Genomic DNA, 22359 nt, shown 5'->3' with positions numbered 1-22359 from the left:
GGACTGGAAACGCCAAGGGCGAGCTTGCGCTCGCCCTTGGCCAACATTACCAGCGGTAGCTCACGCCAACATTGGCGCCCCAAGGCTGCTCGATCCGTTCACCGTTGCTGTAATCGAAATCGGCATGCAGTTGAAGGCGCTCGTCCATCGCCACCGCGACCCCGACCCCCAGTTCACCACGCGAACCGGCCAGGTCATTGTCGAAACGGTGGTCATTGACTTTCACCTGGTTATTGCTCACGAACTCATGTGCATACGCGGCGCGCACATAGGGCTGGGCGAAACGCCCCTCACCCAGGTCAAAGGTACGCCCCAGCGTGGCACCAGCCTTGCCCAGCAGCGACCGGGTGTCGTCACCCTTTGCCTGGAGACCGTTGTCCAGGTGGTAATCCTTGCCCGCAATGTTCACGGCCGACCACTGGGTATAGGGCTCGACGAAGTAACCCTCACCCAAGGCGATATGGCGGCCAAACTCTACAGACCCACCGACGCCCAGGTTGTCATAGCTGCCCTTGGCACGCCCGCCATCGCTCAGCGTTACTTTCGAATCGTTGTCGAAGCGGTTGAGTTTGACCACGCTATCCAAGTAGTAGCCGCTGCTTGCATCGAGCCAGGTGGCATACAAGCCGAGGTAGTAACTTTTGACTTCGGCAGAACCGCCGCGGGTCAGGTTGAGGTCGGACGAACTGTGGCCGGCCATGACCCCGGCCAGCCACTGCCCATCGCCCCAAGGCAACGGTGTGTCAGCCCCCAGGGAAAATCCTTGTTGGGTTTGCTTGTAACCTGCTTGGTCGCTGACGTTGTACTGGTTGCCGTAGGCTCTGGCCCAAGCCCCGGCCTTGCGCTCGTCCAGGCGCAATTCGCCCATGCGTCCACGCAAGGTGGTCAACTCACCGTACCAGACCGTTGGCGCCGTATTGAACAGCGCCAGCACCGATGCAGTGCCAGGGCTGATGACCTTGCTCGAGCCGTCAAGGTACCAATCGTTACCGCGCTGCGCCAAGCCATAGGAAAACGCCCCCAGGTCGACCGGCCCGTTGAGCAACGAAAACGAAGCATCGCCACTATCGACGTGAACCAGGTGCAACGAATTCGGTCCGGCCGGCTCTGCACCGCTGCTACCGACCAGCAAGCTGTGGTTGCCGCTGGCATTCCCGGTCACTTCAAGGAAGTCGGTCTGCCCGGTGGCGAAATCGGCGTCCATGATGAACGTACCGCTCCCCGACAACTCACCCAGGGTCAAACGCTGGTACTGGTTGGCTTCACCGAAGCGCACCTCACCGCCGTTCATCTGCAGCTTGCCGACCTGGCTGTCCTCGACCATAGTCCAGCGGCCCTGATTGGCCAGCGTCAGGCTTGCCACATTTTCCAGGCGGCCGGTAAGGCTGGCATGGTTATCCAGGCTCACATTCGCGGTCGAACCTGCTTCGGCACGAATGTCTCCGACCAATTGGGCGTTGTCGACACTCAGGTTTGCCGTGGAGTCGCCCAACACCTCCAGCAGCGTGCCGTTGCTGCCCTTGAGGGTCGACCCTGCCCCAATCAGGATATTGGCGCTCGCTGGCCCCAGGAAGGCATCGCCCACGACGATTGCCGAACCGTCCAGACCTTCGACATGCGTCCCGACCAGGTTCACCTTGGCCGCATCGGCAAAATCTGGGTCGGCCAGAATCTCCAGGCCGATGCGCGCACCACGGATGATGCTGCCCCTGGCAGTCAGGCTGGCATCACCGAACAGTTCCGCCGCTGCTAAGTTGCCATTGCTGACCAGCGTGCTGTTGTCCAGCACCAGTGTAGAGCCAGCACTCAGCGACGCGCCCCCACGCCCCCCTTCGATATGGCTGTCACTGACCGTCACCGTCGAGCCCACACTGCCTTGGCGACCAAGGCGCAAACCGAACAGCTCGGCGCTTATGGAACTGTTGCCGCTGATAGTCCCGTTCGCTGAAACGAGTGTCACGCCCTCCGATGCTCCCCCATCAACCTTGGTGCTCTGCAGGTTCAACCCACTGCCTGCGTTTGCCCTGATGCGCTGGGTGGTGGCGCCAGTGGCATTGAGTTGCCCACCCGCATTGACCTGATAACTGTCAAGCGCGGTCGAAGCGTCAATGTTCAACTCACCATCGACAATAGTTTGCGCCCAAACCGGAGCGGTCCAGAGCAGCAGCAAGGAGGCTCTTAGGCTTCGGGTTAACCCATTCAGACCGAAACAGTGAATAGACTTCATAAGAAAGGCTCGCCTGTAAGAAATGCGTCGAAGACTTACAAAGCTACGAAGAAATTACGCCAAAATCTGTAGGAAAAGCCGTCAAACGCAAGTGGACGGCCCTTCCTCACAGGCTCAGGGTTTCAAAGGGCAGGAGCCTGAAGGTCCATGCATGGAAACCACCTGTTCCTCGATGTCCGATACATAAGAGCGCCCAGCCAACTTAAATTCATAGTGCACCCTCCCTCGCCCATCGTGATCAGGAGGCGCAAAGTCATAAATGGGGAGAATATGGTCTTCATAAGGCTGGACACGCCAAACGAAACCATTGATGTTGGTCGCTGTGAGTTCGATAGCTTCTTCCAGGGCCACACCCGGTATCACTGTCTCACCAACAAACCCTTGAACAGCTGTCCATTTCAAGGTCACCGTGTCACCTGCCTTGAGCCCGTACTGTGCCAGGTCCGGCACCCGAACACGGATTGCAGGGTCAAGCGGGTCAGGATTATCCTCATCGTACAGCGCACCGCAGGTTAGCCAGCCGACAGGGGCACCGGTATTGCCGCCCAGGAACTCTGGTTTCTCCGGATGGATGTCGATGGCAGTCACGTCCACATCGACGGTATCGGACCCTACAACGTTCGGGTTGCCGGGTCGCCTGACCTTGTAGTGGACCGGAACGATATCGTTGCCCCTCGCTGCGATGGCCGCCCATGGCACCTCGAACTCCACCTCTTCACCGATATCATCGCTTGCCAATGGATAGTCCAAACTGTCGAGATGGGCGTCGTCCCAGTAGAACGTGAGTTCGTCTTTCTCCTGCAACGTTTTATCAATAACCAGCATCAAGCGCGCATTTTCAAACTCATCAACAGGAAGCAATTCGTTCTCGGTGTCGGACACTTTGCCGTAAACAGCAGGAAGTGGCAGCCGCGGGTTTACCGGGTCTGGCCATTCCGGATCAGGATCGGGACCCGGGCCGACTGGGCCAATGCGCTCGAGATTGACCATGACCTCGATGCCCCGCCCCCCTTGCGGCACGGTGCCCCTGCGCACTTCGTATGCCACCGTCACGGCAACCTCACCCTTGCTGCTGCCACCGTAGCTGTCCCAAACAACCTTCGGTGTCATCCGAAAGTCCATCGGAAATGCGTTGAGGCTGCCCACCTCACGCCACTCGGACTCATCGCTACCCCAAATCACCCGCACCTGGTCGGTAGGCTTGGCGTTATCGAACGCCAGCACTTGCACGACGATACCGTCGAATACATCCTGCTGGTCGATCACGCCATCAGCAGCAGCATTCACTACAGGGTCTTTCAGGTTGCCAGGCAGTGGGCCTACGGCCACCCCCACCTCCCGTGCGGCCGAAATCCGGCTGACATTACCCGCCTTGTCCATCAACACGTAGAGCGCATATATACCGCCGTCCCCCCTCGCTCTGATGACGTCGGCAGGCACGGGGATATCCTGCGGCAACTTACCCACGTCGGCAAAGCCATCAGGGTCGACGTCTTCACCTTCAGCCGGTACTTCGTTGAGCCAGAACCAGAACACCTTGTCGCCGTCGGCCCGGTCTGGATAATCGGGCAATGAAAGTTTTACGGTAGCCATGTTAGCGTCAGTAATATTGGCGATTACCGGGAACGCAGCAGGGTACGCTTTATCGTAGGGTGGTTTGCGGTCAAACCTGACGTCAAGGGGGCCCGATGCGTCCTCCATACCGTTGTAGTACATCACCTGGTAGTCAAAACTATTTACACCATCCGACCACGCGTCCAACTGCGCACGGTTAAATTCGATTGCGAGTGGAAATTTATCGGCATCGTCGCGATTAAATTCATTCTCCAAGACCGGCGTACCGCTTTGCACATGCCGAACAACCAATGTGTCGTACCGCCCGGGGGGCGCCAGGACCCAGGTAGGAATGGTAATTCTAAATACCTTGCTATCATCTTCCAGGTATTCGACCTTGACCGTATTATCGGCAGGGTCTGCAATCATGACTGTGTCAACGCCCGGGGCGGACAACGCGAGTGGCTGAGCATGATGAATACGAATCGGGCGAAGTTTCGGCTGACCCTTGTTCACCGCAGGTCGCTTACCAGCTGAATCACTCATTGCAAGATCTCCCGTTGATCGGCGCAGGCTTAGTTCAGTGACTGAGGTACCTGATCGGCAGCAGCATCCCGGATGCCTCGGTCCTGACTGAAGCCTGTACTCAATCGCCGCGCATCACAACTGGCATTTTTATCAGGTATCTGACCCCCCCTTGGCCTTGACAGGCATGAAAAAGCCCGTGCAAGCACGGGCCGTTTCATTACCGTTTACACCACCAGATTCTAACTATCCTGACTGGCCAGCCGGTCCACAGGGTCATAGCCGTAGTGACACGTTTGCTCGGGAACATCGTCCTTTGCAGGCACGATCACTTTGATCATACGGTTCAAACCGTCATAGGTCATATCACGCCCTGCGTCATCCTTGATCATACACCCGTTCGGGTTATATTTAAGCTCCACATTACCACTGGCGTAATCAGGATGATCGTTGATGATACCGGTTAACTGTGCCGGGTCATCGGGATTTTCGAATAGGTAACTTGCCTGATTGCTGCCCCCTTCAAATGCCGTTACTACATCGGTGATATTATCGATTTCGTCAAAGCGGAAGTACTGCTCACGGATCGTCTTGCCAAATGGATCAACCGGGGAAAGTTCACCGTCGCTGGCATACTCCTCCAACCGCGCTCGATCGTCGTAGCCATAAGTCTCCTTACGCAGTACATGCTCACCCTCCTGCAGCGTTCGCGAGATCAAAGCGTCCCGTACATCATATTCCTGCGCCAGGCTTTGCTCTGTTGTATTCATCGTGAACGTGCGCAACACTTCTCGGTCAAACGCGTCGTAGCGCAACTCCGTTATCAGGAACTGCTCCCCTTCACGCGTATCCGTCTTGATCAGACGGCCAAGGGTGTCATACGTGAAGCGCGCCGTTACTTCCCCTAAAGTCGTCAGCGCCAATTGGCCTGCAGTGTTGTATTCATAGCGCTGAACCTGGCCGAGCACATCGGTGTAGGTCAGTTCGCGCTCACGTAAGCTGGCCTGGTAATACATGCTGTAAGCGTTGCGCACTTCCGACTTGACCGCACCCGTGCTGAAATAGGTACGCTCGAGCTGCTCCCCTTGCTCGACGGCAGTGCTCAAGCGCGCGTTCTGCTTGTCGTAAGCATACGTGGCATCGAGGTTCTTCGCAGCAACCTGGGACGTCGGATCGACGACCTTGCGCGTGACAGGCTCATCATTCAATTGAGGGTTGTACGTGTAGAGAATGGTTTCACCGGCTGGCGTAATCACCTTGTGGGGCTGGCGCTGGCCCGGCAGGTAGAACATCTGCCGTTTGCGCCCCCCCGTAATTGATCCGACCATGCGGGCCAGGCCATCGAACTCTTGTTCACCGAGCACCTTGTTACCGACCTTGATGAGCACCGGCAAATCTTCTCCGCTGTGCGAGGCATAGTCGCGGTGCACCACGCTCCCGTCAGCGAGGGTTTCGTCCACCAGCCGGTCAAACAGGTCGTAGACAAAGTATTTGCTGGCCTTGCGAGGGTCTATCTCCTGCGTCAGGCGCCCCAGGCCATCGTAGTGGTTTTGCTGCACGCTGTAGGACGCGCCGACCTGGCCCGGCGCCTCGAGGTCGAAGCGCTCCACCTGTACGGGCATTTCAAACAGGTTGAGCCAGCTGACAGTCTTGCCTGTTCGGCCTACTCCGCCAGTGCGCAGTAGTTCACCCGTGCTGGCGTCACGCAGTTCGCCATCCTCCGATTCGCGCCAACGGGTTTGCACCGGGCCTTTATTCCACTTGTCACTGCCCTGCGGGTCGGTCTGCTCGAAATGCCTGACGTTGTCCGGGCCGATCTGGCAATACTGCTGGCCCCAATCATCGTAGAGGTAGCGCGTGGTGTAGGCGGTTTCCGCTGCCGTCGCCTGCACCGGCTTGCCAACCTGTTGTGCGGCCCGGGCATCGACGTTGCCGGGCTCATAGTCCAGCCAGTCGTACTCGGTTTCCTCGACAAGGTTGCCGAAGCCGTCATGGGTCATCTTGTAACTGCTACGGAAGGCCTTGGCACGCAATTTATCGGGGTTGTCCGCATCCTCACGTTCCTGCGCCACAGCGCGGTTCAGGCCATCTACCCAGGTACGGGTGACCACTCCCTTGACATCCTCGCTGGTTTGCTCAGCCTGCTGGCCGGCCAGGGTAACCAGACTGTAAGTGTACTTGCGCGTAGCCCTGAACTCCGCGTCGTTGGGCGAGACAATCTCCTCGATCACTCGACGCAGCGGATCGTAGACGTACGCAATCTCTACCTCATTGTCGTCACGGTTGAGCAGCGGCAGGTTGGTCAACACATCCTGACGCAGGGTAATGACTTTTTCAGCATGACGAGGGCTGCCGTCCGCCTGAGGCTTGCCATGGTCGAAGCCGGTATGTGTCTGTACCGTTTGTAGCACATTGGCACCGATCTCCTGCGACATCTCATAAACGTAGGAAATGCTGGTCGGTTTTTCGTCGAGCGTGGTGACCTGCGTTTTGAGGCGGCCGTATTCCATACCGGCGCGGTGCGTATCGTAATACGTGTAATCCGTCGCACTGTATGACTGGCCGATCTGGTCGCTTTCACTGGCAAGGTTCAGTAAGGTCTCACTCTTGACCAGTAGCGTACCCGCCCTGTCTTGGGCGCCCTCCCTGGCTGGCAGCTGCGCATAGGTAAAGCGAGTACAGCGGATTGGCGCCACCGTTTGCCCCTGCTCGCCAGGGCCAGGTATCACCGTCGTGTCGCGCAGGCTGCGCACAAACTGCTGGGGATCCGGCGGGCAGTCGGTACCCGCCCCCTCCTTGGGGTAAAACGCATAGCGGGTGCGCACACCGTTGGCCAGCATTTCGTCAAGCAGGTTGCCGTAATCGTCGTATAGCGTCTTGTCAGTTTCTTCCCGTGACCCTGTAGAGCCGCTGCCTTTTTTCCAGCGCCGCGTAACGGTGTCTGGCATCTGGAAGAACTTCGGCTGCCGCCTGAAGGGCAAGCCAGGCACCTCGTGATACTGCGTGGCCACTTCGTGCACGTTTTCGTTCTGCGCAGTGACTTGGCGGGTCATGAGGTGAAAACGGTTGTAGTACTGTGTAACGGTTTTCAGCACCTGCTCTGGTGCATTCTCTGGTTTGTCGGCGTGCAGGTAATGAGTGATCTGCGTGTGATACTCGAAATCCGCACCCGTAAACTGGTAGAGGTTGTCAAGGCCATTGTCGAGCCAACTGACACCAGCAGCCCCGCGCCCCAGGAAGTTATTGTCCGAGTACGCGTAGGTGGTCAACATGGCGGGCTGCCCGGCACCAGGCTCGATGCGATGACGCTTCACCCTTGGCAACGCCGGATGTACATCCCCCGGGAAGCGATGGCCAATCCTGTCACCGTACTCGTACTCGATGGTCTCGCTGCCACCTACTGGGTTGTCCACCTTGCGCAGCACCGCAAGGTTGCGGTCGCGCTCGTAAGCGAAGTGTTGGTATTGCATGCGCCAACTGCCCTTGCTCGCGGTTGGATCATCCTGGTCAAAGGGCAGTTGCACCGATACCGGCAAGCGCAATGCAGGTGTACCCTCGGTGCTCAGGCCCAGGGTATACCGCGCCAACGGCCTGCCCTGGCTACCTGAATCTGGGTGCAGGTCAAGGCGTACCTCGCCGCTGGTGTACGACAAGCCAAGCAGCTTGAGCCCGGCGCCGTCTTCGATGCTGGTCAGGCAAGGTATGCCGTTGTAACTGTAGTCGTAGGCCAAGGTAATCCAGTGCCCCAGTGGGCCCTCGACGCGTACCGGCAGTGCAACGGTATTGTTACCACTGCCCCGCAGCTCCAGAAACTCTACCAGGCCGGACTTGTGCACTACCCGCCAGTGGGTGCCTGGCGTGTCTTCATGCATGTGGAAGCTTTCCAGCGTACGCTCGTCGATGCCCAGCCCGGTGCCATCGCCCATGTCAGACCCGGTGACCTTGTAACGCTCCCCGGTGTGCAGTTCCAGCATATTGCTGGCGGGCGTGTATTGCGTAAGGTTTAAACTCCAGCCATGACCAAAGCCTGAATCTTGACTGCTCATCGGGTTGAACCCAAGGCGCAGTGGCAGCGAGGGGCCCATGAGCTGGTTGCCCACCAACTCCGGCAAGCTGATACCCAGGGTGTACTGCCCGGTACGTGGGTCAACACTGTTCTGCACGAAACTCACGAAATTGAACGCGTTCGAATGCAACCAGTTTTTATTGCTCATGCTTGATCCCTCGATTAGTGCCTATGTTGAGTACCAGCAGGTTGCGGCTATCCAGCACGGTACGACCCAGGAAGTCGACCCGCAGCTCATGAAGGTTGCCCTCTTCATCGTACAGCTGGGCTTCGAGCCCTTTGTCCAACTCGGCTCGGTACATTTTCTGGACGCTGCCCTTGGCCATCTTGTCGTGCCAGTACGGCATGTCAGGTACGCGATGCAGGCAGATCATCAGCTGGCCTTTGCCAGGCACCTTGTTATCGACAAAGTCGGATTTCAGCCCTTCGTATTTCAGTTCATCAGCCATCGCCAACAGGCGGCCGTCGATCGTCAGTTCCGTCGGCGCGGCCTCACCTGGGGAGTTGAAGGCATATGACAGGTAGCTGAAGTAGGTTTCCTTGACTTGCTCGCTTTCCCAGCGAATAGCAGATGCCGCACTCAGCGTGCAGGTCATGAAACGCACCGGAACCCCCAGGTGGTGACACGACAAAAACCAGTAGTCGATGGTTTCGTCGCTGAAACTGAATTCGTCCTGGCTACCGGCAGGAGGCGGCGGCTCATTGAATACCCGCTCGCGCTCGAACGTATAGTCCGACTTGGGAAAGCTGGGGGCAGTGAGGCTCTGCAACTTGAGTGTGTTCTGCTTGTCGCGGGAGTCCCATTCACCGCCGCCGTCCTTGGTGAACTTGGCGTAGAATTCCGGGTTGCCGGCAGTGGTGCTCTGGAAGTAGAACAGCTTGCGCTTGGTCGCGCCTTCCCCTTGCACCTCACCCCGCACGGTCGGGGCTCCGCGGGGTTTGAACGGGTTTGCAGCCAGGTTGACATGCCAGGGCGCAACACCTGGCGCAGGACGTACCCCATCGTCACCCGTCGGTACGAATGGCAATTGCACATTGCTGATGAGGTCATAGAATTTCAGCGTACCGATCTCGGTCGGGCTCAGCGGAATCTCCACGTCGCCCTCTTTGGTGGTCTCGATGGTGACCAGCACTTCCACCTGTTGCATACCGTTGGCCAGGCATTCGGGGGCGCCACGCACCTCCAAATCGAAACGCTGCAAGCTGCGCCAGACCGGCGGAACCTTCGATTTCTCAGCCAGTTCGATCACGGCATAACCGCTGGGGTCTTCGTTGACTTCTGCCATGACCACAGCTGCAATGGATGAACGCGTGGCCGGCGGGGTATACAGCCCACTCTGGTCAATGCTGCCTTCCCCGAACACTGCCCAACGCGTAGCCAGGGCCGGGTCAGGCAGACTGAGGGATTTTCCATTTTCCAGTTCAACCTGCTGTGCGGCCAGCGCGAACTGGATGGGTTCTGCGGCATCGACTTCGGCTACATAATCGGGCTCGAGCGTAAGCGTGCCGGGGTAGGCATAGATGACCACCACGGCTTCGGCACTTTCCCCGCTGCTGGCAGTCGCCACAATGCGCTGCATCAGTACTTCCGGGACATACTCCGTAGGTGTGTCAGGCACGAACTGCGCCATTCCCCCACCTTGGTCAGTCAGCTTGCCGTGCGCTGGCTCACCCGGCGCAATTGCAAAGGTTACCGAACTGTCGGAACTCGAAAACGTGATAGCCCGGTCGCCCTCCGACCAGGTGGCCACCCGCGGCGATAGCTCCAGGGCCTTGACCGACTCGACAATCAGGGCATTGCGCACTTGTTCGCCCTGCTGGGTCTGGAAGTGGTTGGAAACCACCACCACCTGCTGCGCCTGGCGGAAGCCTTCGGGTTGCGAGGTATAGTTCCCGCCTTGGGTAATATCCTTGGAACCGATGGAGAACTGCATCAACTCGGCGCCCCACAACTGCTGGGCGGCGTCGACGGCTGTTGTGCCCCCCTTCAATGTCAACTGGCGTCGCTGGCCGGCCTCCATCTGCGAGCGCAACGGCTCGACATTGTAGGTATCCGGGGTTGGATCGATGCTACCGAACAGCACTCGATCCAGAGGGTCATGCTGCTCCAGCACACCCACTGCCTGGGCGTTGGGCATGCGCAATTGATCCAGCATGCCTGACTGATACTTGGTGAAAAGGCCTTTAAGTTCCTGGTTCAACAGCACCGTGGTATTGAACGTCGGCACACCGTCTGCGCGAGTATCATTCGGAATCAGGTAGGGGAATGTAGCCGGGTTGGCTGGTAAGGTGCCATCCTTTGCACCGACCTTGAGCCTGCAAAACAGCACCACCGCCCCCTCTCCAGCATGTGGCGAATCCTTCAACAGGCCTTCAGGATGTGGCTGGGTGCGCACGGTGAAGTCCACGGGGCACAATGGCCCAAAATCACTGAAGTCCAGCGTAGCGGCAACCGTGGTCTGACTATACGAGGGGTGTTCCAGGATTCGCTGGTTGATACGCTGGCCTATGAGCGCAGCTGCCCTCTCGGTCACCCCGAGGTTACAACTGGGTAGCTCGCCCTTCGCCAGGTCGAGCGTCAAACGGCCCTGGTTGCTGATGCCGGTCGCCTGAACTTGCAACATCACCGTCATGCTCAGCTTATAACCCATGCGCTCATGCAAGTTCTTGCTGTAGTTCAGACGCGGCGGGCGGCCGGCGAAATGCAGCCTGGAGACGACACTGCCGGTGAGGATGGGCAGCGTGACCTTGGCCTTGGCATTGGCCATCGAAGCGCTTTCGAACGAAAGCTGCGGCGGCCCGAGCACCACATTGGAGAGGGTGAGGAATTCGGTCTGGCTATCATCCAGGGCGAAGGCATCTTCGAAGGGCAGGATGAAACGCTGGTCGTCGAATGCGCTCAAAAATTGCTGCTCGAGCATCCGATTGATTTGTGCGCCATCGATCGCCACGATCGCACCCCAGTCATGCATCACGCCACCACTGCGTAGGCGTTCCAGGAGGGCATCTTTGGAATGGATGTTCATTTCAGGTCCTCCTTGACCATGTCAAGGTAGGTTTCCACCCCAACGAACGGGATCGGCAGAATAGCGGGCACCCACTTATAGACGTCGTCGTTTTCCTCGATCGCCACGATGACGGCGTAGGTTTCATCAGACGAAGGATCGGGCGTATATACGCCGTCAACGAGCGTTCCCGCGCCCTTGACTTTGAACCAGAACGTCTTCTCCTTGGGCACGATGTGATCACCCAGCTTTTTGTTGGTGCTCCAGTGCTCCAATTGGATTCCCTGGCCTGACGGCTTGAATTCGAACCAATTGGTGATGTTTTGCATGAGCAGCAGCACTTCGACTTCCTGCTTGCTTCCTTTGGAACCTTGTGCAATTACCTGCTCAACATGCAGGTACTCGGACAGCTCTTCTTCAAGGGTCCATTCTGGCGTCTTGCGGTATGCCAGCCATTGCGCCGGAATGGGTCGTGGCCCCGAAGCAATGTCCGCTTGGCTGGCAGGGGGGACATACAGTTTCGAATAAGGGACTGCAGGATCGGCGTCTGGGTCGTCGATCACCTTGCCCTTCGCGCCGTTCGACATTTTGAAGGTAATCGTTTCGCTACTATCCAGGCCTGTGGCGCGGACCTTGTAGCCGGTGTTACCGGGGTTGGCCATCATCACAATCGGGTCAAGGCCGATATCCCGGCTGACGATGCCGACCAATGCCTGGCTCACTGCATTACCCGATTTTGCTTTCGCGGTGACGATTACCCGCTTATGGTTGCCGGGCAAGTCTGCTTGGACGGGGGCTGTGTATTCGCCTGTGTCGGGGTGGATCTCGCCTGTTTTTCCGCTCCCATCCGGAAGGTTTGCGACCGACCACGTGACCGGTACGTTTGCACCCGTGGTCTTGAATTTAAACGTGCGGCCTGCGCCCACGATGGTTTCTTCCGGGTCAATCTGGAAGGTTGTCAGTTTCGGGCTCAATTGGCCGAGCGTTACCAAAGGGCCGGGGGCATGGGTACTTTCGGTGTGAAACACCTGCGTTCCTTGGAATAGCAGATTGTGTAGGAGGAAGGTGTCGATTTCCGTGTCCAGACGCTCAAATCCTTCCGTCACCTGCGGAACGAGTTTATTATCGAGGAATTCTTTATAGCCCGAGCTGTACAATACAGCGCCTGCGAATATTATGTCTTCAAAACCGTCCACACCCATCGAGGAACTGTAAACTTTCTCTCCAAACTTAAAACTAATAACACCATTCACATCAGGCGACAAATCATACGCACCCTCATAGCTGTGCCGAAATAAGAACTCCCCGTAAACCATCTCCTTGTCAACACTATTATAAATTTTCACGGGAACAGCGGCACCCCCCGTCCACGTCAATTTAATCTTGCCATCAACAAACCGTAACTTCAGGTCTCCATAATGACCATTTTCAGAACGCTGATCCGTAAAAACCGCACCGAAATCAGCGGGGTACAAAGTGAAGTAATCTCTTATGACATAATGTTGAGACATTACCCTCCCACCACTCGTAGCAGTAATTGCACCATTCTCGTATTTCGCAAAAAACTCGATCCCATTGTAGTCCATATTTTTGATGATAACGGGCACCGTCCTTTCAAACATCTTGGCTCCCGAAAAAAGCATCGCAGCCGAGAACTCACCAGCCTTACCCGGGAGGAAGTAACTAAATCCTTTTGCCGGAAGCTTCAGGTCTGATCGATTGCCTTCCATCTTAACAAAAACCAATACAACGCCATCGCCCTCGCTGTCGGCACCCAATACCTTGCTGTCCGCGGAAGCCTGTGTCCGTATCGTTATGGACTCGGGCTTCATCAAGTTGTCCGTGCGTGTCATGTGGCTGAGCTCAAAAATCTTATGTGCGCCCAACCAGCTTTCAAACACCTTCTTTACGGCGTCCCCGCCAATCGCGTCCTCTACAGGGGTGTCCGCAAACGAGAGTTCGTATGCCGTCCCCTTGCTCAAATCCATGCCAACATGCCCTCTGGTCAGGCCGACGTTGACCTCCTCCAGGTTCACACGCGCACGCAGGATTGGACCATTCAAAGCATCCGCCATCTTGATACGGGTCACTTGCCGCAATTTTTTATTATTCGGATTTTCGATCGTAATCTGCTTGCCGCCAACGACTTTCATAATCAAGTCTAGCCGCGAACTTTCGAGGTTGGCGTTAGAAAAGGACAGGCGTGGCTTATCAAACCGATAGTCGATGACTCGCTCAATCACGCTAGCGGTGGTGGATGCATCAAACGTAGCAGGTGGGAACCAGGATTCTTTATTAAAACGCTGAATATACTCCTGCAGCAGAATGACGTTTGTCTTGACCCTGTCGTAAACAAGAATCGCATCCCACCCAAGGCCATCCACCTCCTTCGCCATCAAATCCAGATACGCCTGTAGTGACAAGCGCTCACCCGCCGCAAAAAGTCCAGTATTCTTTTCCATGATCAATACTCAGTTAATAAAATCAGCCATTTATGGATTCAACGTCAAATCCAACCCGGGGAAATCAAACCAGGTGTCATCTTGACCCGTATTTTCAAAATTAACTTTTACATCCAGCAGAAAATTGCCACCCAGCTTCTGCTCCGCCAAAATTCCCTTATCCAGCTTCACCACTACTTCGCGATTACGCACTTCCTCTTCGCTCGCGAATTCACTGCGTAACAACTCCACGAGGGCACTGCCATTTTTTTTCACGCCGCGGTAAACAACGTTGAGCTGCTGCCCAGTTGCCATGAACGCCCAGGCAGGCAGCCTCAACGTGGCACCTGCACTTGGCACCGCAGCCAGCGACAACGTCGTGCCCGACGCTTCGTCACACTGAATGGTCGGATAGCGTGTCCGCGCCAAGGGCAGAACCCGCAATTGCACGAGCGGCGACTCCAACGGGGGCAAGTTGTCGCGTAGCAAGCGGAAAAACACCGGGAAGCGCTTAGCCGTTGCGCTTTCAGTCGCCTCCATGTTGGCGGCGACGGCAGTGGGCGGAACAGTGAAGCGATACGGAGGAACACTTCCCTCCACCAGCGTCTGTTCGTATTGCCCGGCTTGCGAACGTCCTTGCCAGACCAACTGCAGCCGCTCACCCGCACGCAGGTCAGGGTCGGGCACCACGACGGTGGCACCGGCTGTCGCCTGTTCAGCAGCCAGCCACATGTTTGGTTCAGGGGGTTCTGTCTCCCCATCCAGCACAAGAACGGGCAGGAAAGTTCGCGGCTGCAGCACTTCGATGTCCAGCAGCTGCCCTGCAAGACCCAGCCCTTCGCGAGCAACCTGGTAACCCAGCGTCAGCTGCTTCGCACCTTTGAGCACCTGCGCATCCAGGTGTATACCCTGCACACCCGTGGCAAGTGTGGTCAGGTCGGCACGCAGCGCAGCAGCACCTGGCTCATCGTTGACATGCAGCAATGTCCAGTCAGCGGTATTCAACGCCGGGTACGGAGGCACCTGCACCGTCAGGCCGTCAGGGAACCTTTCAGGATCCAGTGGGCCACCGGTGTAGCCCACAATATCAACGGCAGGCAGCAAAGCCGGGTCTGCGGGTATCGAGTCAATTCGATAGGTCTGGACTGGCCCATCAACCCCTTCGTTGTGATGGGAAAAAGCGATCTCGTAATGAACTTCTGCATGTCCCTTCTTGATGAAGTTGAACGGCCCCTTAGGTACCAGCCAAGCCAGGCTGTGGCCAACACGGTCCTCCTCCACTTCCAGCCGATAGGCATACTCCTTGTCTAAAGCACCGTTGGCTTTGTAACCGCGAAGCACCAATGTCACGGTGTCCCCCACACGCATCGCGGCATAGGGCGGCGCCACGAACGTAACGCCGCTGCTGCCCAACGCGTCCGGATCGATATGCAAGGCATGGGATTCAACGGCCTGCGCCACCGGCATATGCTCCATGCGATGCGGCCGTACGCCGATGAAGCTGAAGGTACGCAGTGAGCTGGCAGGCGTACCGCTCACACGCTCGTAGTGATAGAAGGCATAACCTTGATCGGCCTGGGTGAGATAGTGATTGGCAATATGCACGCGCAGACGTTGTTTGACCGGGTCAAACTCCGGCTCTTCGACCTCGATCTCTGTACCCACCGTCTCCAGGGCACTTCCCTCAGCCGTGGCACCTCGCCAATAAATCCTGATCTTGTCGCCTACGGCGATCCCATCGTATTGAATGTACGTAACCAATGCCCCATCGCCTAACTCCTTCAGGTCGATTTCGTCATACGAGTTACGGTTTTCAATGGTCGGCGCAGGAAGCAAGTCTTCCTGTCTAACTGCGGGGGGGCGTCGCATGAAAATTGCCTTATTCGAATGGACTGGCCATTAGTAATAAGCTCAATCAGCACGTTCACCAACTGGCAAAAATACTAGGTACGCGCCGGGCTATCACACTCTTGGCGGAGACGCACCTGACAGTTTTAACAGGTACGCCCCTGTCATTTCTGCCAGGTGCCTGCGACCACGCAACCTTTTAAGCTTTTTGTGCGGCCTCCCCCCTGAGATGACCAATCAAATAGTCAGCCATAGGACACAATGATGAAAGTTTTAAGAAAGGGCATCCTGCTTCCTCTGTGCATTGCCATGTTCAGTGCAACACTGAACACACAGGCCTATGCCAACGAGCCACTCGGCGGCGTCACACTGTTGAGCAAAAACAACATGCCTTGCGGTTTTCTTCCGCCGGCCGAGGGTTCGGGGCAGACCTATAATTATGCGACGAATAGCCCAAGCTACGAATGCTATCCCAACACCGTGCGGAGCGTTCGCTTTGATCGGCTACCTTCAGCCATGGAAATAATCTTTTCCTCCCGACCTGACTGTAATACGGCAGCGGCCGGAGAAAACGACTATTGGCTTAAATTCAAAACCACCGCCACCAACACGGGGTCTCCACAAATCTATTCACTTGAAGAACTTCAAACTTATTCAAAAGGCCAAACCATATTTCGCGGCTTGAAACTCGTGGACAAAAAAGCGGTGTCTGGCGATACCATGCGCGATGCGACCACGTGCGTAAAGTTTGTTGCATCCGCCGATATTGACACCCCGAGCCCGATGGCGTCGTTAAAACTAAAGCCTGGCGGAACGCTGGGTGAAAAAAAAGAGAGCGAAGACATAGAACGTGTCTGCCCTGACGCTTCGATGATATATGAACGAAAACACCGTGGTGATGAAAACGGGAAGACCTCTTATAACTGCCGCACTGCTGAAGGTTATGTGATCGAAGACCGAAAATGGTCTGTCACGTTTCGGGAATCGGGCCTGGACCCAGACGAGGAAAGCGCGATGCCATCCGGCAATGACAAGCGCTATATCTATTTTACCTGCCCGATCAACACCGTCATGACCGGCCGCCATCATAAGGACGACGAAAATGGGAACACCCGGTATCAATGCGCCTCCCTCGTCGACTCAACCAACAAACGCAGCGTTCTTGTCGAACCCACCCAGTGGTCACCCGAGCACAGCGAAAGCAGTGGCACAGACGAAACATGCGCAGAGAACGAAGTAATGATCGGCCGTGCGCACAAAAACGATGAGAACGGTGAAACCCGCTACCTCTGCGCAACCCTTCGACCTACCGCACAGTAAAGGAGCAACTGGATATGTCGACGACCTCAACAGCGCAATCCAACGCCTATAACTTCAGCAGTTTCGTGCAGAACAGCGTAGACCCGCGCACCGGTCAATTCACCCTGGCTATCGTGCTGCCAGAACTGGTAGGTAACGATCAGATGGGCCCGGCATTGCCGCTGCGCCTTGGCTTCAACCCGATGAACCATCTGGATGCCGGTTTCGGCCACGGCTGGAGCCTTAACCTCAGCCAGTATGTGCCTGCCAGCAATCTGCTCAGCCTGCAGACCGGCGAGACGATAAAGGTGACCGGCAGCGACAAGGGCGACGGTACCGGGCTGGCAATCGACGAGCGCAAGCTGGAAAGCTTCCACCTGCACCAGGAAGATGCAGAAAACTGGCGTGTGGAATACAAGAATGGCTTGGTGGAGTTTCTGCAGCTCAAAGGCCCCAGCAACCGCCGCGTTGCCCTGCCGGTCCGCATCGAAGCGGCGTCTGGGCATGGGATCACCCTGAACTATGATGACAACTTCAACCAGATACCCTGCCTGACAAGCATCGTCGACGGAAACGACGTGACACTGCTGAACATTGCCTACAACAGTGGCAGTGTAGTGTTCGACCTGTATCCGAACGTCGACAGCAAAACCCTGCCTGCGGCCCGTTACGAGGTCAAACTCGATAAGCGTGGAACCCCAGCGCTAAGGCTCCCCAACCAGGTGCTGCTACCGACCGCGGAAGGTGCCGGCTGGACACTTGATTACGAGTACATCGCGTATGACAAGGACCAGGAACAGAACCTGGCACTAATCAAGGAGATGACCACCCCTTCCGGGGCCGTGGAAACGATCGAATACTGGGTCGGAAACAACGGACACCGGTTCCCGAACGATGCCCGCCCGCCGCTGCCACGGGTCAAGCGCCATGCCATCGACCCACGCTTCGGTCAGCCGGTCATGGTCACCACCTACGATTACACCGACAACAACTACCTCGGCAGGGGTGCCAGTGGCATCACGTGGCGTGATGATGGCCTGGACAATTTGTACCAGTTTACCGGCAACGATTTCGAATATGGTTCAACCGCCAGCCATTGGCTCAAGGCAGCCGATGACACTTCAAAGGGCGATGGCAAGGTGCTGAAAACCATTACCAGTCGCTATAACCGCTTTCACCTGATAATCCGCGAAACCGAAGTGCAGAACGGTTGCGTGCAGGAAACCAGCACCGAATACCACGAGCAAAAGGGGATGCCATTTGCCCGGCAACCGGCGTACTTCCAGCTGCCGCACAAGGTGACCCTACGCTGGAAGCTCGAGGGGGGGGCCACCTGGCCCCGCGAAGAAACCAAAACGACGACTTTCGATGAGCATTGCAACTTGCTTGAGGAGATCGAGCACAACGGAATCCGCACCGCATACACCTATTACCCCATCGAAGGCGAAAAGGAAATTATCGATGGCAAGGAACAGGTCGCCTGCCCAGCCGACCCGCAGCACTTCAAGCGACGGATCAAGTACAAGACCACCTATCCCTCTACCCAGGCAAAAAGTGAGGCGGCCATCCTGCGTAGTCATTATCGCCACAAGGCAATCGCCCCTCTCGATGGCGCACGCAAGCGTTTCGGCGATACGTTGATCAGCGATCAGCGCACCTTGCAACTGGCCAGCGCCGAGGAGGGTGCAGCCGTTACCCTGTTGCAACACAGCGAACTTACCTATCTCGAGAAGCCGGACAACCCTCTGCTGCACATGCGCCCGAACACCGTGCGCCAGACCATGAAGCATGGTGACGACCCGCTCAAGGACAAGACCACCACCAGCTCATGGTTCTACAGCCTGATCAATGGCGATGACGGCAAGCAGAGCCTGCTCCAGACCCGTCACACCACGAAGGGTCATGACCTCATCGAACGCACCCTGCTCAATGCCGTATCACGCTACACCGGCCAAGTCATGCGCCAGCAGGACAGCAATGGCGTGTATACGCACATCTACTACGATGCGCTGCGTCGCCGGGTTCGCGAAACCGTGGCACCAGGTACCCGCTTCGAGGAATCGCGCACCTACGCCTACCACTTGAGTGTGAACGGTTCCCAGCCATCAAATGTGACAACCGATGTGCAGAAGGTTGTAAGTACCCTGTTGTTCGACGGCCTCAACCGCAGCGTAAGCGAGAAACGCGAGATCGATACGGCCAATGACCCTGACAAACCGGTGCGCCAGACGTTTCTGGTGGCGACGAAGCAATACGACAGCGTGGGGCGCCAGTGCGCTGAAACGGTCTATGACGCGCTCGATGACAACGAACGCCTCGAACTGACCACCCGCTTCGAATACAGCGACTGGGGCGACCTGAGCAAGACCATCCGCCCTGATGGCGTCATTGAGCGCCAGCAACGCGACCCGTTCGGCACAGACGGCGAGATCATCGAAACCTGGCAGGAGCGCCCGAATGAAGGGACGCCGGAAAAACCGGTCAGGCGCCAGTTGCACAAAACAGAACTCAACCGCTTTGGCAAACCCGTGTATGAACAGCGCATTGACCTGGATGGGCAAGAAGTGGGAAGGCGTGATTACCTGTACGACGGCCTTGGCCGTAGCGTGCAGGAGACACGCACCCAGCGCGACCCGCGAAGCACCAAAGCGGCGCCCAAGGCTCCCATGCGCCATACATGGAAGTTCAGCTATGACGTCTGGGGCCGCATGGCGCGCAACGAACGCCCCGACCAGAGCGCATTAGTGCGTAAGTTCGCCAACTTTACCAGCGAGGACCTCACGACGCAGCTTGGGCTCGAAGGCGATGCCACCCCTATCTGCACTCGCACCTTCGATGGCCTCGGCCGCATGAGCACGCTGGCCGTCGGGCCGCGGATCGAGCGCTATGACTACCAGGAAGGGCGTACCCTGGTACACCAGCATCACCGCAGCAGCAAACGCACCCATACCTATAGCTATCAGCCTGAAGTCACGACCCAACCCACTCTGATCAGCACCACCCTCACCGACGAAAAAGGGCAGCAGACGACAAGTCTCGACAACCCGAGCTTCAATTTCGAACGCCCAGACGCCTCCATTACCTCGGCCACCAACACCGAGGGCAAGCGCACCTACCTCTACACCGACCAGGGCTACTTGCTACAGGAAAGCTGGGCAGGTGAAACGACTAACAGCCGTATCACCGACGACCATACCATCCACTATCGCCACTCGCTGCAAGGCCGCACCCTGGCGCGCACCAGTCATGATGAGGCAACTGTTCACCGCTATGACGCGCAGGGCCGCCTGACCACAACCACGCGGGGTAAACTTGAGGCCAGCTTCGAATACGACGACGATGGCCGGCTGAAAAAAACCGAAACCGTGGACCAGCACAGCAAGCGCAAGGTCACCTGTGAACAGCAGTACGACTGCTTCGGCCGCGAGGTGCAACGCACATTCACCCTGGACGACGGAACGGTACAGGTGTTGACGCAGCAGTGGCGTGACGATGATCAGCTGCACACCCGTACACGCCGTCAGGGCGAAGAATTGCTACTTGAGGAGACCTTCGCCTACGATCAACTGGACCGCCTTGACAGTGTCGAATACAAAGGCTCGCAACTGCCCCGCAACACGGCCGGACGCGCCATGACCGAGCAGTACATGCGCTTCGATGAAAGGGACCAACTGACCGACTGCATTACCAACTTTGCAGACGGCGAAACGGACGAAGCCAGCTTTACCTACAAGACTGATGGCAGCTGCCAGCTCGAACGCGTGACCCACAGCCTGCAGCCAGACTACCCGGCCGACCAGGCCTTCAGCTACGACGCCGACGGCAACATGCGCAACGATGAATGGGGCCGCCTGCTGCACTACGACGACCGCAGCCGCCTGACCGAGGTTCGTGCCAGCGACGATATAGAGGTACTGGCCAAGTACCGCTACGACGGCCATGACCACTTGCTCGGGGTGAAGCACGGCAACGCCGCCGAGGTGCAGCGCCGCTACCAGGGCTACCGCCTCAGCGCCACCCACGATAGCGGCGTGCTCACCCACTACCTGTATGACGGTGAAACCCCACTGGCCATGCAGGTGCAAGGGCAGCCTGCCGACGACCGCCTGCTGCTGACCGATGCGGCGGGCAGCGTGGTCGGCGAGTATGCCGAAAGTGGCCTGCACAACACCCGTTACAGCGCCTACGGTGAGCGCACGCTGGATAAGAAGGACGAGGAAGAGCAAAACCTGGACTGCCTGTTGGCGTTCAATGGCGAGGTACGTGAAGCGGCCTTTGGCTGGTACCTGCTGGGTCGAGGCTACCGTGCCTACAACCCCGGCCTGATGCGCTTCCACAGCCCGGACTCGCTCGCACCGGAGCAATCCGGCACCAACCCTTACCTGTATGTACTGGGCAACCCGGTCAACTGGCGCGACCCCACCGGGCATTACGCCGAAGGCAACAACGATCCGCTACCGCCGGTCATCGACCCCATCAAGAAGCCCAAGCTGTCCTTCTTAGACAAGTGGCAGAACGTGATGTATGCCGCGATGGGTGCCATTGTCGGCCTGGCCTTCGTAGCTGCCTTCCCGCCTGCCGGCATCGGCATTCTATTCGCCGTGGCCGGTGGTATTGCTGTGACTGCGGGGCTAGGTATGGCGGTGTACGGCACAGTGGCCGATAACCCAGAGATTGCCCAATACGGCATGATACTTTCGGCCGTTGGTGGTTCTATCATGTCCTTGGCTTCAGTAGGCCAGAAACTTCATAGCTGGGGTAAAAGCAAGTTTTCCAGCAAGGCGGGGGCTGATACGACTTTGAGAGGGCCGCAGGCTGACCCAGTTCAAAATACAGTTAATTCCCCCGTTGTCCCTGATCCGTTGCCTGATCCAATTCCTTCGCCTGTTGCATCTGCCAGGGGCAGCGTGCGTTCAACAGCCTCAGCAGGACCAAGCATTCCGGCTGTCGATTATGATTCTACCCCCCAAGCCAGCCCTGTGGCCGTTAAAAGGGAAGCGCCTCGCCCTCCTGCACAACAGGCACCTTCGACTGGCAACCCACTAAATTTGCTGCAGCAAATCAAGAATTTCACGTTCAAGAATCATGTCGAGATGCGCGGGGCTACGAATACATGGAGCCGGAACACCAAGGGAGTAAGCTCTGGAGGCAGCAAGCTTTTCGGGAGTGAACAAGGGGTAGTAGTAGAAAACATCTAATTTTCCGTACACCCTTCACTCCCACATCTTCAAGGCGGAAAATCTCTGTTCTTCAGGGCCCTACGGGGCCCTGATTCTTCCCCCGCTGCCACTGCAAAACAATTCCCCTCCCCAAAAAGAAATCACCTACATCCTGCATCGCCATTAATTCCTATCGTGCGGCCCTTCGTTCCCGCTGCCACGGCCAACCTGCGCA

General features: G+C 57.2%; 9 protein-coding genes. 2 read left to right on the top strand and 7 right to left on the bottom strand.

Annotated features, from left to right (window positions below):
- Positions 1–46: 46 nt before the first annotated feature.
- The 6 genes from APH27_RS17505 to APH27_RS17480 form a co-directional block, all read right to left on the bottom strand.
- Entirely contained in the window at positions 47–2227 is a 2181-nt protein-coding gene (locus APH27_RS17505; protein WP_060485496.1) for an autotransporter outer membrane beta-barrel domain-containing protein, read from the bottom strand.
- 114 nt (positions 2228–2341) lie between these two features.
- Entirely contained in the window at positions 2342–4327 is a 1986-nt protein-coding gene (locus tag APH27_RS17500; RefSeq protein WP_156335894.1) for a hypothetical protein, read from the bottom strand.
- Between the two features lie 221 nt (positions 4328–4548).
- Positions 4549–8520 carry an RHS repeat protein gene (locus APH27_RS17495; RefSeq protein WP_060485494.1) on the bottom strand — a complete coding sequence of 1324 codons (3972 nt, stop codon included), beginning with the start codon at positions 8518–8520 and terminating at the stop codon, positions 4549–4551.
- Positions 8510–11398, bottom strand: a complete 2889-nt coding sequence (locus APH27_RS17490; RefSeq protein WP_060485493.1) for a hypothetical protein — start codon at positions 11396–11398, stop codon at positions 8510–8512. The genes APH27_RS17495 and APH27_RS17490 overlap by 11 nt, the downstream gene beginning before the upstream one ends.
- Positions 11395–13839, bottom strand: coding sequence for a hypothetical protein (locus APH27_RS17485; protein ID WP_060485492.1), 2445 nt, complete (start codon positions 13837–13839; stop codon positions 11395–11397). The genes APH27_RS17490 and APH27_RS17485 overlap by 4 nt, the downstream gene beginning before the upstream one ends.
- 30 nt (positions 13840–13869) lie before the next feature.
- Positions 13870–15687 carry a hypothetical protein gene (locus tag APH27_RS17480; protein ID WP_060485491.1) on the bottom strand — a complete coding sequence of 606 codons (1818 nt, stop codon included), beginning with the start codon at positions 15685–15687 and terminating at the stop codon, positions 13870–13872.
- A 243-nt stretch (positions 15688–15930) separates the two neighbouring features.
- On the opposite strand from APH27_RS17480, the gene APH27_RS26445 reads away from it, so the two are divergent.
- Positions 15931–16986: a hypothetical protein gene (locus APH27_RS26445; protein ID WP_156335893.1), complete on the top strand. Its 1056-nt coding sequence runs from the start codon at positions 15931–15933 to the stop codon at positions 16984–16986.
- Between the two features lie 26 nt (positions 16987–17012).
- Here APH27_RS26445 and APH27_RS26635 read toward each other — a convergent pair whose 3' ends face one another.
- Positions 17013–17198 (bottom strand): hypothetical protein, encoded by a 186-nt coding sequence (locus APH27_RS26635; protein WP_177331690.1) that lies wholly within the window; start codon positions 17196–17198, stop codon positions 17013–17015.
- A gap of 27 nt (positions 17199–17225) precedes the next feature.
- Here APH27_RS26635 and APH27_RS17470 point away from each other — a divergent pair, with 27 nt between their 5' ends.
- Entirely contained in the window at positions 17226–22163 is a 4938-nt protein-coding gene (locus APH27_RS17470) for an RHS repeat domain-containing protein (protein ID WP_177331689.1), read from the top strand.
- Positions 22164–22359: the final 196 nt, after the last annotated feature.

It is taken from the genome of Pseudomonas sp. NBRC 111123 (assembly GCF_001320205.1).
GTDB classification, from domain to species: domain Bacteria; phylum Pseudomonadota; class Gammaproteobacteria; order Pseudomonadales; family Pseudomonadaceae; genus Aquipseudomonas; species Aquipseudomonas putida_J.
Note: the sequence above shows the minus strand (reverse complement) of the source record. Positions and strands in the feature narration are given on the sequence as shown.

Excerpts from the sequence above, each read along its gene's own strand:
- APH27_RS17485 (WP_060485492.1), bottom strand. The coding sequence starts at position 13,839 with ATGGAAAAGAATACTGGACTTTTTGCGGCGGGTGAGCGCTTGTCACTA.
- APH27_RS17505 (WP_060485496.1), bottom strand. The coding sequence starts at position 2,227 with ATGAAGTCTATTCACTGTTTCGGTCTGAATGGGTTAACCCGAAGCCTA.
- APH27_RS17500 (WP_156335894.1), bottom strand. The coding sequence starts at position 4,327 with ATGAGTGATTCAGCTGGTAAGCGACCTGCGGTGAACAAGGGTCAGCCG.
- APH27_RS17480 (WP_060485491.1), bottom strand. The coding sequence starts at position 15,687 with ATGCGACGCCCCCCCGCAGTTAGACAGGAAGACTTGCTTCCTGCGCCG.
- APH27_RS26445 (WP_156335893.1), top strand. The coding sequence starts at position 15,931 with ATGAAAGTTTTAAGAAAGGGCATCCTGCTTCCTCTGTGCATTGCCATG.
- APH27_RS17495 (WP_060485494.1), bottom strand. The coding sequence starts at position 8,520 with ATGAGCAATAAAAACTGGTTGCATTCGAACGCGTTCAATTTCGTGAGT.
- APH27_RS17490 (WP_060485493.1), bottom strand. The coding sequence starts at position 11,398 with ATGAACATCCATTCCAAAGATGCCCTCCTGGAACGCCTACGCAGTGGT.